The following is a 15,722-nucleotide window of genomic DNA, read 5'->3' as shown; positions in this document are numbered from 1 at the left end:
AAGCCGTTATCAGGGCCGAATTGCTAGGTGCCAATAACGACGCGTTCCACCGGCAGGGACCAAACACAGGGTAGATATCGATTTCCATGAGCGACACTCGACAACAGATCAGGGCACACGTGCAGTCGAACGCCGGCATTCACTTCAACGAACTCGTCCGAACGTCGGAGTTCGCGCCGGGACAGATACAGTACCACGTCCGCCGATTGATCGACGCCGACGACCTCGTTCGCGAGGAACTCTACGGCCAGACCCACTACTACACACCACAGTACGACGAGTGGGAGCGCGGAGCGCTGGCACTGTTCCGACGCGAGACGGCTCGAGAGATCGTCGTCTACCTCATCGAGCACGAGCCGAGCCGCCCCGCCGCGGTCGCAGACGAGTTGGGGATCGCCCGGAGTACACTCGAGTACCACCTCGATCATCTGGTCGAGCGTGAGATCGTCGACAAACGCTACGACGAGCGCAACCGGGTGACGCTCTCGCTGACCGATCCCGACCGGACCGCCCCGCTGCTCTCCGAAGTGACGCCGACGGTGCCGGATCGGCTGGTCGATCGGTTCACCCGACTCGTCGACGGCCTGCTCGAGGGCGGCCACGACGCGCGATAACGGTACTCAGTGGCTCGTGACGATCGAAGAGCGAGTGTTCGGTACGAGAACATATTCTGCGAGTTTCACTTCTATTCGTTAGCCGAACCAGAATCTGGATGCCAAAAGGGATGGATAGTGCCAATATGGACCACCCCGTCAAACGACGGCGTGTCGTACAGGCAATAACTGGTGGAATCGCGATCGGTCTAGCGGGCTGTCTCGGCGACGACGATGACAACGGTACCGACGGGAACGGTGACAACGGCGATGGCAGCGACGGACTCGCCTACGCGTTCGCGCCGAACACGATCTCGATTATCGATCCGGCTGAGGGGGCGGTCGTCGACGAGATCACCGATGGGATCGACGACAACGACTGGGGCGATCCGCAGATCACGGCAGATTACAGCGAGATCTACGTGATCGAAGGCTCGCTCGATCAGGTGCTCGCGATCGACACCGAGTCCCGCGAGGTCGTCGCGGAAGTCGATATTGGCCCCGATGGAACCCACCTGTACCATCCAAACGACGACGAGATGTGGGCACACTCCGACGAGGAGGGGGCGTTTTACGTCATCGAGACGAGCTCACACGAAGTCGTCGAAATCGTCGATTCGGGCCTCGAGGGAGAGGGCCACGGCAAACTGCTCTACCACGACAACTTCGGCTCGGTGGGCTACGCGACGAACGTCAACGATCCGGGCGTGCCAGTCATCGATCTGGACGGCTACGAGCGCTCGGAGTTCCTCGAGTTCGGCGACGACGGCGGCACGCACTACAAAGCCTACAGCCCACAGACCGGGCTCGCCTACTTCGAGTACGGCGACGAGACCGTCGTCGTCGACACCGATACCAACGAGATCGTCGACGAACTCGCGTTTGCGGGCGGCATGTATCTCACGCCCGACGAGGAACTGCTCGGGGTGCTCGACGGGGACGAGATTCGTTTCCTCGATGCGACGAGCGACGACAGTGCGGAACTCGATTCGGTGACAGTCGAGGGCGGCCCCGACGCGCTGCGGTACTACGACGACGGCGACACGATGTATGGCTTCACCGCCAACACGATGAACGACGAGGCGGCAGTCATCGACCTCGACGCGTTCGACGTCGTCGACACGCTTTCGGTCGGCGATATCGAACGACCTGAGGACGCCCATCACCTCCATCGAACCGGTGTCGCCGGCGACGAGTACTTCTTCACCCCTGCCGACGCTGACGGGTTCGTCGCCGTCGTCGATATGTCCACGCAGGAAGTGGTCGCCCACGTCGACATCGAGGAGGGTGTCGATACGATTCAGTACGTCGGCGACTCGGGAACCGGCTACACCGGCACCATCCGATAACCGATGCAGTCGACCGAATCGTCCGATCGTCGTCGTCAACCCCGGATCGCCACCGTGGCCGCCGTGGCCCTCATCGCCATCGTGCTGGCTGCAAGCGTTGCAACGCCCGTTGTTGCCCACGCCTATCTGAGCGACGCCGATCCGGCAAACGGCGAGCAGGTCGAAACGCTCCCCGAAAACGTCACACTCTTTTTCTCGGGCGATGGCGTGCAGGTCGCCGACGTCACCGTCACTGGACCCGACGGCGAAGCCGTCAGCGGCGACGCGACGATCAATCCGGACGACACGCAGATCGTTCGGACGCCCCTCGAGGCCCCCACCGAGAGCGACGACACCGACGGAATGTACACCGTCGAGTGGGAGGTGTTCGCCGACGACGGCCATACGACATCCGGCACGTTCTTCTTCAGCGTCGGCGACGACCCGCTCGACCGTGACGCCGTCCTCGAGGCCTACGACGACGAAGACGATGCGGACGAGTCGGTTCCGCCGGTCGAAACCGCCGCGAAGGGGCTGTTGCTGGTCGCTCTCGTCGCCCTCATCGGCGGGCCGTTGACGGCTGCGATTGCGGTCTACCCGGCTGCCGGTCGCGTCGGTGCGTCGGCACAGTCGGTCGATCGGCGTCTCACGCGGCTGCTCGCCGGGACGAGTGTCCTGCTGCTCGGGTCGGTGGTCGCGCTCGGTCTCGTTCAGGCGCGATCAGTCGGGCCGCTCGTTCCCGGAACGCTCCTCGAGTTTGCTGGGTTGCCCCTTGGCCAAGCATGGCTGGGACAGCTCGCGTTCGCCGCCGCGGTCGTGGCCGTCCTCGGGGCAGCCGTCGCTGGCTCGTTCTCGCGTCGTGGCTGGCTCGCCGGGACGGTCGTCGGCGCAGTCGGCGTTGCCGGGACTGTAAGCTGGACGAGCCACTCGGCGACAGCGATCGGCCGCCTGCAGGGGTTCGCCGTCGATCTGGCACACATTGCCGGGGCGGGCCTGTGGGTCGGCGGCCTCGTCGTTCTCGCACTCGTCGTGCCCCCGTTGCTTCGAGACACATCTCCCGCTGATCGCACGGCCCTCGCCGTCGACACGATCCGTCGCTATTCGGTGCTCGCCCTCGCCGGCGTGACACTCGCCGGTGCGACCGGACTCATCCTTGCGGCGTGGCACGTCCCGACGCTCGAGGACCTCGGCGAGACCGTCTACGGCACTGCCCTCTCCGCGAAAACGCTGTTGGTCCTGCTGGCGCTCGGACTGGGTGGGTTCACCCGGTTCATCCTCCTTCGCCGCCTCGAGTCCCCCACGGATGCCGGTCGAACCGGATTCGGTGGCCGACTGTTCGGGAGCAGTTCCGAGTCTGGGGTCCGCGAGGACGGCGGCCAGCCGGGACGGGAGACGATCACCACGTTCAGGCGCGCAATCATCCTCGAGGTTGGCGTTCTCGTCGTCGTGCTCTTGCTCTCGGGCCTGTTGACCTCGGCACCGACGGCAGCCGTCGCCGGGGACGACACGCTGGGCTCGGCGACGATCGAGCGGGAGGGGGAGGTCGATCTCGCGCTGATGGTGACCCCCGCCGAAGGCGACGACGGAGGCGACCAGTTCCTCGTTGAGTCGGGTGAGCCGGTCGTCTTCGAGGTCGCGTTCATCGACGATCACGGAGAGTCGGTCGCCTCCGACCGCACTGTCAGGCTCTCGGCAGCTGGCCCGGACGACACGTTCGATGTCGACCTCGAGGAAACCGACGACGGGACCTACGCGACCGTCCAGACGCTTCCAGCCGACGGCGACTGGGAGCTTCGCGTCACTGGCTCGCCCGATGGCGAGTTCGTCAGCGAGTGGTTCGACGCCCACGCGAGTCCGGCGTCGGATGCACACGAACACGATCACGACGAACACGATCACGACGAACACGATCACGACGGCGGGCCGGACGAATCGCCATCGCCGTTCGTCACGCTTCTCCAGTTTGGCGCCGTCGTTGTCGGCGTCGTCGGTACCGTCGCCGTCGCACTCGAGGCGACACGGGATCGCGACCGTAGCGAGTAGCGCATCGATTTGATCGAGGGCGGTCTACGGGGATGTGTCCGTGACGGCGATCGCCCGTGCCAAACACCGGTCTCGTCCCGCAAATCACGAATACTTACTACAGTGGGTTTCCTCACAGTCGAGCATGGGATTTGACGAGATGGATGTCGACACGATCTGGATGGACGGCGAGTTCGTCGACTGGGACGAGGCGCAGGTCCACGTGCTCACACACGGCCTTCATTACGGCACCGGCGTCTTCGAGGGTGCACGCTGTTATGACACCGAAGAAGGGCCGGCGATCTTCCGCTGGGAAGAACACTTAGAGCGGCTGTTCCAGTCTGCAAAGCCCTATGAGATGGAGATCGATCACACCAAGGAGGAACTCACCGAGGCGACGAAAACACTCATTCAGCGTCAGGAGCTCCCCTCCTGTTACATTCGACCGATCGCCTTCTACGGCTACAACTCGCTCGGCGTCAGCCCGAAAGACTGCCCGACCCGCACCGCCGTCGCTGTGTGGCCGTGGGGAGCCTACCTCGGCGAAGAAGCACTCGAGGACGGAATCGACGTGATGATTTCCTCGTGGCGCAAACATGCCTCGAGCCAGATTCCGACGAACGCGAAGACGACGGGCCTGTACGTCAACAGCATGCTCGCTGGCGAGGAAGCCCGACGGAACGGCTACGCCGAAGCGATCGTGTTGAACAAGGAGGGCAACGTCGCCGAAGGTCCCGGCGAGAACATCTTCCTGGTTCGTGACGACGAGATTTACACGCCCGGCCTCTCGGAGTCGATTCTCGACGGCATCACCCGCGACAGCGTGATCAAGATCGCCGAGGATCTCGGCTACACCGTCCACGACGATGTCTCGATCTCCCGTGGCGAACTCAACACGGCCGACGAACTGTTCTTCACCGGCTCTGCGGCCGAAGTGACCCCCATCCGGAAAGTCGACAACGTCACCATCGGCAACGGCTCCCGTGGTCCCGTCACCGAGGACATCCAGTCGCGGTTCTTCGATATCGTCGAGCGCAAAACGGACGCGTACGACGAGTGGTTCGAGTACGTCTAAGCTGACGGTCGAGCGCAGTCGACGGAACCGCTCGACGGCCGAGAGCGCGGCCCTCGAGCCCGTTTCTCGAGAGGGGGCCGATTCGTAGCGTTTTTGCCGGTTGTCGGGAAACGGAGCGGTATGACTACCGCTTGCCCCTGGGACGACTGGAACCACATTCTCAAAATCGATCCCGACAAGGAGCTTCCCGAGGGCGTCACCTACGGCGACCTCTGTGCGACCGGCACCGACGCGATCGAGGTCGGCGGCACCATGGGCATCACCGAGGAAAACATGGAAGCCGTCGTCGAGGCCTGTGCCGAACACGACGTGCCGCTCTATCAGGAGCCGTCGAATCCCGAGGTCGTCATCGATAACCGGGCGCTCGAGGGCTATCTCATTCCGACCGTCTTCAACGCCGGGTCGCCGTTCTGGATCACGGGCGCACACAAAGAGTGGGTCCGACTCGATGGCGACATGGACTGGGATCGAACGTGGACGGAGGCGTACATCGTGATGAATCCTGAGGCGGACGTCGCGACGTACACCGAAGCTGACTGTGACCTCGACGCCGAGGACGTCGCTGCCTACGCAGAGGTCGCCGAACGGATGTTCGGCCAAGAGATCGTCTACCTCGAGTACTCCGGCATGCTGGGCGACGAAGCCATCGTCCAGGCCGCAAGCAAGGCGACCGAGGAGTCGACGCTGTTCTACGGCGGCGGCATCCACGACTACGACTCAGCCGCGAAGATGGCCACACACGCGGACGTCATCGTCGTCGGCGACCTCGCCCACGACGAAGGTGTCGAGGCCGTCCGCGAGACGGTCGAGGCGGCACGCGACGCCTGAGACGGGCACACGCGATCGCCAGCTGTTTATCTCTCTTTTCGAAGCAGACCTGTTTCACGCCTCGAGGACGTCACGAAGCCGTGGCAACACAGTCGTCACGTCCTCACGGTAGACGATATCAGCCGTCGAGTCGACCGGCGTCGACTCAAGGTTGATGATCCCAACGGTCGTCTCCGGGGATGCGGCGAGCCGAGGCAGCGACGCAGCGGGTTCAACTACCAGCGAGGAGCCGATCGCGAGGAAGACGTCGCTCTCGCGGGCGAGGGCTCGAGCACGCTGGATGACCGCGCCCGGAAGCTGTTCGCCAAAGAGGACGACGTCCGGTTTGTAGACGCCACCACACTCACAGGTCGGTGGGATGTCGCCGTCGGCAGCGCGTTCGAAAACCGGATCGCCGTCGGTACACCGCCCGCAGTCGGGACAGCGCACGCGTCGCGCGTTGCCGTGGAGTTCGAGCAGTGTCGTCTCATTCGTCCCGCTTGCGTCGGCGGCGTCGACGTGCAAGCCGTCCGTGTTCTGCGTCAAAATCGCCTTGAGGTGTCCGTCCGCCCCCATCGCAGCCAGCGCCTCGTGGGCTGGGTTGGGTTCGAACTCACCGTCGAACATCACTCGCTGCAACTCGAGGCGATCCGTCCAGAACCCCGCTGGATCGCGCTGAAAGCGCCCGTAGGTGAACTGGCCCTCATCGAAGTGCTCCCAGACGCCGTCGTCGCCGCGGAAGGTTGGGACGCCGGAGGGTGCAGAGATGCCTGCGCCGGTGAACGCAACCACAGTGTCTGCACGCCGGATGTCGGCGGCGAGTCGCTCAAGGTCGTCCATACCAGTCGCTTATCGGTGGCGGATAAAAACGAGTCTGGTGCCAGCCAGCACAGGGGTGGACAGCTGATCGGCGTCAGTGATTGGCTCGAGTCGAGCCGTCTCGTTCGGGTCAGCGATCCTGAGACTGGATCGACGCGGCGTAGGCGCTCGCGAACGCCGATTCGATGCGCTGGAGGTGTTCGGCGACGGTTCCCGTCGCGCAGTCGAGTTGGTCGGCGAGGTCGCGCTGTGTCGTCTCCCGTGGCACCTCGTAGTAGCCCTCCGCAAGCGCCAGTTCGAAGACTGCTCGCTGGCGCTCGGTGAGCGTCGCAAACTGCCGATCTGCCTGCGGACGGTAGCTGCCGAGTCGATGGAGTTCGAGGCTGACGCCGTCGGGCAGATCCGTGGCCGCCTGTTCGATCGCCCAGTTCGTCCCGACCACTGTCAACTCGAGCCCGCGGTCGGTCTCGGTTTCGACGGCCGTGATCGGCCAGTCGATGACGATTTCGCGCTCGTCGAGGATCGAGAGGAGGTCGCCGACGAGGCCGACGGTGCGCCACTGGACGTAGGCGACGCCCCGGTCATCATCGCCGACGAGGTCGTATTCGATCGCCTCGGGCGCGTCCTCGAGCAGCGTCCGCGCCCGCTCGAGGTCGCCACGCAGGTCGAGGAGTTCGACGTACCGGCCGTCGTGAATGGGATTGACGTAGCGGATCGACTCGAGGGAAACCGCGTCATCGACACCGAAGACGTCGGGGATCGGGTTCTCGTGGCTGTGGTTCCACGAGAGCGTCACCGTCGCGGCTCTCATCTCGATCCCTCGAGTCGCGCGTGCATCGGTGGGGTTCGTACCCGTTCGCTCGAGTATGCGTGCATGTCGGGAGACCGGGGCGGGTTATAATTAAGCGTGCCGAGGATGCTCGGCCGTAGAGATAGGTGGCTCGCGCCCCTCCAAACGAGTGTCAATGAGCAGCGACACCCCCGAAATCCGCGACGAGCAGCCGCCCGGTCCCAGTGGACTGCCGATCGTCGGCAACCAACTCGCCTTCCTCCGCGATCCGTACGATTTCATGACGACGACAGCCCAGGAGTACGGCGATATCGCCCACTGGGAGGAGCCGGGTGGTCCTGTCTACCAGCTCAACCACCCTGACTACATCGAGCAGGTACTCGTCCAGAACAACCAGAACTACGTCAAAGGCGAGCGGTTCCAGACCATTCTCGGACCGGTCACGGGCAACGGCATCCTGAACAGCGAAGGCGCAGTCTGGCGGCGCAATCGCCACCTCATCCAGCCCGCGTTCCACCCCAACCGAATCCAGGAGTACGCCTCGATGATGACCGAGTTCACCGAGGCGGGGCTCGAGGAGTGGGACGACGGTCAGACCCGGCTGTTCCACGAGGACATGATGGAGATTACACTGAAAATCGTTGCCCGGGCGCTGTTCGGCGTCGACATCGACGACTACGTCGACACCGTCGGCGACGCGCTCGAGGAGTTCATGCTGGCGAGTGAGAGCCTCTCGCATCTGGTCCTCCCGCCGACGGTTCCGACGCCGTCCCGACGCCGAATCCAGCGCGCACGCGAGGAGCTCGACGCCGTCGTCTACCGATTGATCGAAGAGCGGCGGGCGAACCCCACAGAGCAGGGCGTCATCTCGAAACTCCTCGAGATGAGCGACGAGGAAGGGGCCACGCTCTCGGACGAACAGATCAGAGACGAGGTCGTGACGCTGTTGCTCGCCGGCCACGAGACGACGGCGCTCTCGCTGACGTTTACGGCGTATCTCCTCGCGACGAACCCCGCCGCCGAGCAGCGACTCGTCGAGGAACTCGACGAGGTACTCGACGGTGAGACGCCGACGATGGCGGATCTCTCTGAACTCACATATACGGAACAGGTCGTCAAAGAGTCGATGCGCCTCTATCCGCCGGTGCCGGGAATCGTCCGCGAACCGGTCAAGCCGGACATCATCGACGGCTACGAGATTCAGCCGGGATCGACGGTTCGGATGCACCAGTGGGTGGTCCACCGCGACCCGCGCTGGTACGACGACCCGCTCGCGTTCCGGCCCGCGCGCTGGACCGACGAGATGGAGTCCGATCTCCCGAAACTCGCCTACTTCCCGTTCGCGGCGGGGCCGCGCCGATGTATCGGCGACCGGTTTGCGATGCTCGAGGCACGGCTCATGCTCGCGACGATCTATCAGCAGTATCACCTCGAACTCGTCCCCGGAACGGACCTCGATCTGATGGCGACGATCACCGCGCGCCCGAAACACGAGATTCCGATGACCGCCCACAAGCGCTGAAATCGCTTGTTGGTCACGGTCCACAGCCCGTTCATCGGCCGGCCGCTCCCTCGAGTCCCTCTCGTATCGCGTCAGTAATCCGTCTCGAGCGCACTCGGCCGGCACAGAACGATTGCGCTTAAGTTCCGGCGACGGGAATCGGGTGGTATGCAGGACAGAATCCATACTGCCGACGCTGAGCCGGGCGACGACGTAACCGTCGCTGGCTGGGTGCACGAAATCCGCGACCTCGGCGGCATTGCCTTCTTGATCCTCCGAGACAGCACGGGCAAGATCCAGATCAAGTTCGAGAAAGACGAGATGGACGACGAACTCGTCGACACCGGCCTCGGCGTCTCTCGAGAGAGCGTCGTCTCGGTTTCGGGTGCCGTCGAAGAGGAGCCACGCGCACCAACGGGCGTCGAGATCACGCCCGAAAGCGTCGAGGTCGTCGCGCCGGCCGACCCTGAACTGCCGCTTGACCCCTCGGGGAAGGTCGACGCCGACCTCTCGACGCGACTCGACAACCGCACGCTCGACCTCCGAAAAGACGACGTGCAGGCAGTCTTCGAGATTCGCTCGGAGATCCTGCGCGCTGTCCGCGAGCGATTCCGCGAGTTCGAGTGTACGGAGATCACGACGCCGAAGATCGTCGCCACGGGGACCGAAGGCGGCACCGAACTCTTCCCGATCACCTACTTCGGCGAAGAGGCCTTTATGAACCAGTCGCCACAGCTGTTCAAGCAGCTGATCGCCGGCTCGAACGTCGAGCGCGTTTTCGAGATCGGCCCGATCTTCCGCGCTGAAGAGCACAACACGCCGCGACACCTCAACGAGGCGACTTCGATCGACTTCGAGGGCGCGTTCTGTGACCAGAACGACGCGATGGACGTCGTCGAAGGCGTCGTCAAAGCCGCCTACGAAGCCGTCTCCGAGAACTGCGCCGACGAACTCGAGGCGCTCGGCCTCGAAGACGAGTTCGAGGTTCCTGACGAGGCGTTCCCACGCATCAGCTACGAGGACGCCATCGAGCGCATCAACGCGACGGGCGAACTCGACGAACAGCTTGTCTGGGGCGACGACCTGCCGACCGAGGGCGAGAAGGCACTCGGCGACGACGTCGGCGGCCACTACTTCATCACCGACTGGCCAAGCGAGATCAAGCCGTTCTACATCAAAGACCACGACGACGACGACCAGCTCTCGACGGGCTTCGACCTGATGCACCCGCGGATGGAACTCGTCTCCGGCGGCCAGCGCGAACACCGCCACGAGAAGCTCATCGAAGGCTTCGAACAGCAAGGGCTCGACCCCGAGCAGTTCGAATACTACACGAAGATGTTTAAATACGGCATGCCGCCTCACGCCGGCTTCGGCCTCGGTGGCGAGCGCCTGATCATGACGATCCTCGGACTGGACAACATCCGAGAGGCTGTGTTGTTCCCGAGAGACCGACAGCGCCTGTCGCCGTAGGCGACGGCGCAACCGTCGATCGGGAACAGAGAGGTGCTTTGCTCCGACCGTGTTCCCACGAGATCGACAGCGACTCTCGCCGTAGACGAGGTCGCTGTTCGCCGAGCGGGAGCTCGTTGGACGAGCAACGCGAGTCCAACGGTGTTCCCGCGAGATCGCCAGCGTTTGTCGCCGTAGGCGGCAAACCTGGGAGCCAGCGAGACGAGCGAAGCGAAGTCTCGCCGGACTGACAGCGACTCTCACGGTAGGCGAGGTTGCTGGGTGACGACTCGAGTCAGTCAGCAACGACGTATTTTCACGATTGGGGAACGGTCCGATACCGCTACCAGTCCCCCGCTCGTATCGACCGTTAGTGGTCGGTGTCTCGGCTTGCGAGGATCGTCCGCTCGAGGAACACGATGAGAGACAAACGCACGATCGGCATCGGACTCGTGGGATTGGTCGTTGTCGCTGCGCTCGTGGTCGGTGGGCTCGCCCTCCTCTCCGACTCGCTCGCCGAGGACAGCTATACGAGCGAGTACAGCTACGACGTCGAAGTGTCGACGAACGGGACGTTGACAAACGCGACGGTGCTCGTCCCGGTGCCGGTCGCCGACGGCGAGGTATCTGTCGCGGGCGCGCTCGAGGACGGCGACTACTACGCCCGGCCCGAGGCGTTCTCGAGTCGGCTCGTCGACACTGACCGCGGCCCGATGCTCGAGATCACGGCTGCTGAGTTCGTCGTCAAGCCCGAGTACTACCGATTCGTCGAGGATGGCGAGTTGGGTCGAACAGAACGGATCACGGCCGCGGAGTACGACCCGGACGACCCCGACATGTTCGTCCGTGACCGCGACCAGTACGAACTGCAGCTCCGGATCGAGAGCGACGACCCCATCGAGACACGTGACCCGGTCGGTACCGAGCCGGTGCTCGAGCCACGCGCTGACGCGAGCGAGACGACGTGTCTCGACGGAACGGATCGCTGTCTCGAGTATACGAGCGTCCTCTCCGCCGAGTACGACGCCGATCCGTCCACCGAGGTTTCGATCCGCGTTACCAACCGCGGCGAGAACTCGTGGTGGGTCGGCGGCTGGAGCAGCAACTGGTACACGGACGAACTCGCCGTCGAACTCACCGGCCCGCAGGCGGACTGGATCGCTGTCTCCGGCGGCCTCGAGACGGAGCAGGGATCGTATCGGTGACGGTCGGTCGAAACTGTGGCGAATCTTCACTGTTATATCGCCCCGGTCGTAAGGGTCCCCAATGCGTGAGGAGGCGACCGCGTTCGTACCGGGGCATATCACGGGCTTTTTCAGCGCCCACCCAGCCGAGGATCCGACGGAAGCGGGCTCTCGCGGTGCGGGGCTGACGCTCACCGACGGCGTCGACGTAACGGTCACACCCGCACCCGAGGGCGAGTCAACGATCGTCCTCGACGGCGAGGAACTCGAGATCGATCCCGTCAGGACCGTCCTCGAGACGCTCGAGACGCCAGCCCGCGTCGAGGCCAAATCCGAGATCCCGCTCGGGTCCGGCTTCGGCGTCTCGGGGGCGATGGCGCTTGGCACCGCGCTCGCAGCCAACCGCGTGTTCGAGCGAAAGCTCTCGCGAAACGAACTCGTCACGATCGCCCACGGGGCCGAAGTACAGGCCGGAACCGGACTGGGCGACGTCGTCGCACAGGCACACGGCGGCGTTCCGATCCGACTCGAGCCCGGTGGGCCACAGGAGAACAAACTCGATGCGATCCCCGAGCGAGCGCGCGTGGAGTACGTTTCGTTCGGTGAACTGTCGACGGCGGACGTCCTCTCGGGGGAGACCGACCAGTTGTCGGCGGCCGGGAAACAGGCGCTGTCACGCGTCGTCTCTGAGCCGACACTGCTATCGTTCATGTACGCCTCGCGGTTGTTCGCTCGCGAGGCGGGGCTGTTGACCGAACAGGTCGCAGAGACGGTCAACGACGTCACGGAGGCCGGCGGGCAGGCCTCGATGGCGATGCTTGGCGAGACCGTCTTCGCCCTCGGCACGGGGCTGTCCGATGCCGGCTACGAGCCGACCGTCTGTGCGACCCATCCCGCGGGTGCGATGTTGAAGTAAATTACATTCCTCGACTTTCCTCGAGTATCCGATCGGTTTGGTTCCGAATCGCCGGACTGCGTCGTGAGACATCATCTCGTCATCGCCGACTCGACTTTCGACTGTCCGTACCGCTCGGCGCGATCGGTCGATCGTCCGGACAGCGGCGCTGCCCCGTCTCGAGCGCCGTTTCTCGTACCACGTTAGGGAATAACTGGCTGTCGTCGCTCGAGTAGTCTTCGCTACTAATCGCCCATAGTTTAACGAATATATCTAGAATTTGTACCATGGACGGAGCTTTATTATGGTGTATTTCAGTTATCGAGTCAAGTTACCAAATGTCCTCATTAAGCGAAATTCATCATAAGTTGTACCGACTGTACGAACACTACGTCGGCGAACCCGACTCGAGCACGGACGTCTACGGCTACTGGGTATTCATCGTCGGCTACATCCTTGGCGCGACAGGAGTGGCCGTGTTCGTCGTCGGCTACGCGGGGAGTGCGGACTCCTATACGCTCATCAGGGGTTCAGGGGTGACAGCGGCGGCGGGACTCGCGCTCTGTCTGTTCGGGATCGTGTTGATGCTCCCGGTGCGCAGGATCGGGATTTATGCGAGCGTGCTGGGGCTGGTCATTGCGCTCTCCGGCGTCGTCTTTTTCGGCTGGGCGTATCCGTACAATTGGCGGGAACTCGGCGTCGACTACAGCGTGCAGGTCATTACCGTCTATACGCTCGGCGTGGGACTCATCGCCGGTGTTACGGCTCTCGTCCCCATTTTGACGGGTCGAAGAGGGATGTTCGTCGACGAAGAGGGGGCAACTGACGATCCGGAAATTCTGACTGGCGGCGCCATGGAAGGAGCCCAGTTCGCCGTCTTCCGCGACGAAAACGGCGACTGGAAATGGCACGTCCTGCATCTGGAAGCGCTCGCGGCGAGCAACGAGAGCGCTGTCACGCGACCCGACGCGACCCAGAGCATCGAACGCGTCCAATCCCAGATCAGCTCCGCCGGGCTGATGGAGTTGACGACCTCCGCGTTCCGGCTCTACGAGGACCGTGACGGCACGTGGCAGTGGACACTTGCCCGTGATGACGGCAGTGTCGTCGGTGCCAGCACCGGCGAGTTCACCGAGCGCGACGAGGCCGAAACGTCGGTGAGCTTCCTGAAAGACCGTGGCCCCGGCGCGGACGTCATCGAGATCGACGGTGCCGCGTTCACCTACGCTGAGCGACGGGACCTGTGGCACTGGCAACTGGTCGACGACGACCGAACGCCGCTGGCCGGAAGCGAGACGGGCCACGAAACGCAGTCGTTGGCGGAGGACGCCGCACAGACGTTCGCCGATCGGTTCGGACGCGCCCGTCTGATCGACGTCGAGCACGTCGGGGTCGAACTCCTCGAGCAACCCGCAGGCTGGACGTGGCGACTCGTCGACGACCGTGACGATGTCGTCGCCGCCTGCTCGGACACGTTTGAGAGCCGCCGCGATGCTGAGGCCGCTGCCGAGGCGTTGCTCCCCGCGTTCGAGTCGGCGTCGATGACCGTCGCCGGCGAGCCGGCTTACGAGTTGTACCAGTCGGGCGAACAGTGGCGCTGGCGGCTCGTCGACGAAACCGAGCAACTCGTCGCTCAAAGCCCACGGGAGACGACGGACCGTGGGGACATCGAGCGCAGTGCCGGCCAGTTCCGCGAGCACGCCCTCGAGGCGGACGTGGTCGAAATCGAGGATGCGGCGTACGAGGTCTACCCTGACGAGCACACCACGACGGCCGCCACCGAGCCGAACGACGACCTCCCGGTGGCAGCCGACGACTCCGTGGTGACGCCGGACGGTGGCACTACACTCGAGTACGACGGCGAACCCACCCCCGACTGGCACTGGCGGCTCGTCACCGACGACCGCGAGGTGGTCGCCGCGAGCACGGAGCCCCATCCCGACGCCGACACGGCGACGGAGGCGATCCAGCGGGTCCGTGAACAGGCCAGCGAGGCCGACCTGATCGAGTTCGAGCACGCGGCGTTTCAGGTCTACGAGGCCGACTCTGGCGAGTGGCGCTGGCGACTCATCGACGAGGACGGCAACGTCTTGGCCGACAGCGGCGACGAACACACCTCCCGCGGGGAAGCCGCCGAGACGATGCTGACGCTCAAAAAGCAGGCCCCCGAGGCCGAGTTGCTCGAGATTGAGACCGCAGCGTTCGAACTGTTCGTCGACGAAGACGGCGGCTGGGGCTGGCGGCTCATCGACGAGGGCGGCCAACTCGTCGCCGAAGGTCCCGAGACGTATCCGACTCGCGGGGCCGCACGACAGGCGATGAACCGGCTGCTCGAGCACCTCGATGCCGACGTGCGGACGATGGATCGAGCGATGTTCCAAACGTACGCCGACGACGACTGGCACTGGCGGTTCGTGCTCCCGTCGGGCGACGTCGTCGCGGACGACGCGACGGCACATCCGACTCGAGACGAACTCGTCGAGAACATCAGTGACGTTCGCGACTCGGCTGCCGATGCGTCCAGCCATCCCATCGGCGACGTCACTGTGCAGCTGTACGAAAGCGGCGACTGGCACTGGCGACTGCTCGATCGCGACCGCGAGGAGATCGCCGACTCGACCGTCTCTTATGGCGACCGCGATGCTGCGATGAACGCCGCCAAGACGCTCCAAGCACACGCCGCAGACGCGCCGATATTCGCGATCGAGGACGCGGCGATCCGGCTGGACGCCACGGACGGCTGGACGTGGGAACTCGTCGACCGCGACCGCGAGGTGATCGCGAGCGCGACCGACGCCGTCCCGACGAAAGACGCCGTTCGATCAGCCATCGAAGACGTCCGTCAGCTCGCACCGATGGCCGGCCGGGTCGACTTCGACGTCGCCTCGTTCGAACTGATCGCGGACGACGACGACCGCTGGCGCTGGCGGCTCATCGACGAAGACGGGCAGACGGTCGCCACTGGCACTGAAACCCACACCTCGAGCGAGGCCGCACGCGCTGCCCTCGAGGACGTGCGCACGCTCATCGAGGACGCGAGCATCCTCGAGATCGACAGCGTCTCCTTCGAACTCCACACCGCGGAGGACGGCTGGGTGTGGCGACTGGTTGATGAGTACGGGTCGACGATGGCCGAGAGCACCCAAACCTACGAGAGCCGCATCGAGGCCCGCGAGGCGATGAACGACGTGAAATCCCAGGCTCCCGACGGCTGGATCACGTTCACGGAATAAGGCTCGACCTCGAGTCCGGGCCG

Annotated in this window: 12 protein-coding genes; 10 read left to right on the top strand and 2 right to left on the bottom strand. The window is 64.2% G+C overall.

What is annotated here, in order from left to right:
- Positions 1-86: 86 nt before the first annotated feature.
- The 5 genes from C495_RS02995 (at position 87) to C495_RS02975 (ending at position 5,846) form a co-directional block, all read left to right on the top strand.
- Entirely contained in the window at positions 87-614 is a 528-nt protein-coding gene (locus tag C495_RS02995; RefSeq protein WP_008159866.1) for a winged helix-turn-helix transcriptional regulator, read from the top strand.
- Between the two features lie 125 nt (positions 615-739).
- A complete protein-coding gene (locus C495_RS02990) occupies positions 740-1,942 on the top strand; it encodes a beta-propeller fold lactonase family protein (RefSeq protein ID WP_008159865.1) in 1,203 nt (400 codons plus the stop codon).
- A 3-nt stretch (positions 1,943-1,945) separates the two neighbouring features.
- Positions 1,946-3,964, top strand: a complete 2,019-nt coding sequence (locus C495_RS02985) for a copper resistance CopC/CopD family protein (protein WP_008159863.1) — start codon at positions 1,946-1,948, stop codon at positions 3,962-3,964.
- Positions 3,965-4,088: 124 nt separating this feature from the next.
- Positions 4,089-5,018, top strand: coding sequence for a branched-chain amino acid transaminase (locus C495_RS02980; RefSeq protein WP_006064592.1), 930 nt, complete (start codon positions 4,089-4,091; stop codon positions 5,016-5,018).
- A 120-nt stretch (positions 5,019-5,138) separates the two neighbouring features.
- The gene (locus tag C495_RS02975) at positions 5,139-5,846 is read left to right on the top strand and encodes a phosphoglycerol geranylgeranyltransferase (protein WP_008159860.1); all 708 of its coding nucleotides are present in this window, start codon (positions 5,139-5,141) and stop codon (positions 5,844-5,846) included.
- 54 nt (positions 5,847-5,900) lie between these two features.
- On the opposite strand, the gene C495_RS02970 is transcribed toward C495_RS02975, so the two are convergent.
- Positions 5,901-6,665: an SIR2 family NAD-dependent protein deacylase gene (locus C495_RS02970; RefSeq protein ID WP_008159858.1), complete on the bottom strand. Its 765-nt coding sequence runs from the start codon at positions 6,663-6,665 to the stop codon at positions 5,901-5,903.
- 109 nt (positions 6,666-6,774) lie between these two features.
- On the bottom strand, positions 6,775-7,455 hold the full coding sequence (locus tag C495_RS02965) for a helix-turn-helix domain-containing protein (RefSeq protein ID WP_008159856.1): 681 nt from the start codon (positions 7,453-7,455) through the stop codon (positions 6,775-6,777).
- Between the two features lie 154 nt (positions 7,456-7,609).
- On the opposite strand from C495_RS02965, the gene C495_RS02960 reads away from it, so the two are divergent.
- The 5 genes from C495_RS02960 to C495_RS02940 all read left to right on the top strand — a co-directional run bounded on the left by C495_RS02960 (position 7,610) and on the right by C495_RS02940 (position 15,699).
- Positions 7,610-8,956: a cytochrome P450 gene (locus tag C495_RS02960; RefSeq protein WP_008159854.1), complete on the top strand. Its 1,347-nt coding sequence runs from the start codon at positions 7,610-7,612 to the stop codon at positions 8,954-8,956.
- Positions 8,957-9,103: 147 nt separating this feature from the next.
- Positions 9,104-10,408 (top strand): aspartate--tRNA(Asn) ligase, encoded by a 1,305-nt coding sequence (gene aspS / locus C495_RS02955; RefSeq protein ID WP_008159851.1) that lies wholly within the window; start codon positions 9,104-9,106, stop codon positions 10,406-10,408.
- A 398-nt stretch (positions 10,409-10,806) separates the two neighbouring features.
- Positions 10,807-11,592 (top strand): hypothetical protein, encoded by a 786-nt coding sequence (locus C495_RS02950; RefSeq protein ID WP_008159849.1) that lies wholly within the window; start codon positions 10,807-10,809, stop codon positions 11,590-11,592.
- Between the two features lie 61 nt (positions 11,593-11,653).
- Entirely contained in the window at positions 11,654-12,487 is an 834-nt protein-coding gene (locus C495_RS02945; RefSeq protein WP_008159847.1) for a pantoate kinase, read from the top strand.
- Between the two features lie 317 nt (positions 12,488-12,804).
- Positions 12,805-15,699 (top strand): DUF1508 domain-containing protein, encoded by a 2,895-nt coding sequence (locus C495_RS02940; RefSeq protein ID WP_049890110.1) that lies wholly within the window; start codon positions 12,805-12,807, stop codon positions 15,697-15,699.
- The last annotated feature ends 23 nt before the right edge of the window (positions 15,700-15,722 follow it).

This window comes from Natronorubrum sulfidifaciens JCM 14089 (assembly GCF_000337735.1).
GTDB lineage: Archaea > Halobacteriota > Halobacteria > Halobacteriales > Natrialbaceae > Natronorubrum > Natronorubrum sulfidifaciens.
This window is presented reverse-complemented; position numbering and strand designations above follow the sequence as displayed.